The sequence below is a fragment of the Vibrio sp. 704 genome (assembly GCF_033339295.1).
The window spans coordinates 1-552 of record NZ_JAWOUH010000855.1; the positions used below are offsets into that span (position 1 = coordinate 1).

Sequence of the window (552 nt, forward strand, 5' to 3'; positions counted from 1 at the left end):
GATGCTTTCTATGATGTAGAAGAGAAAGCGAAAGCAGGCAATGCTCATGCACAAAAAGTGCTTCAATCTTGGGCGGATGCTGAATGGTTCCTATCTAAGCCTAAGCTTGAAGAAAAAATCACGCTGACTGTCTTTAAAGTGACAGGTGAAACGAACACGGATGATCTTTCTCCAGCTCCTGATGCATGGTCTCGCCCTGATATTCCAGTACACGCACTTGCGATGCTGAAAAACGAACGTGAGGGTATTAACCCTGACCAGCCAGGCACCATCGGTCCAATCAAACAAATCGAAGAGCTAAAATCAAAAGGTCACCAGCTAGTGTACGTTGGTGATGTTGTTGGTACTGGTTCTTCTCGTAAATCTGCAACTAACTCAGTGCTATGGTTCATGGGCGATGATATCCCTTACGTACCTAACAAACGCGCTGGTGGTTACGTGCTTGGCGGTAAAATTGCACCTATCTTCTTCAACACAATGGAAGATGCGGGCGCGCTGCCTATCGAAGTTGATGTAACGAAGTTGAATATGGGCGACGTTATCGACGTTTAC

1 pseudogene is annotated in these 552 nt (G+C 46.0%); it reads left to right on the plus strand.

Annotated features, from left to right (window positions below):
* Window positions 1-552, plus strand: a pseudogene (locus tag R7R24_RS29530) (aconitate hydratase B); the annotation flags it as partial.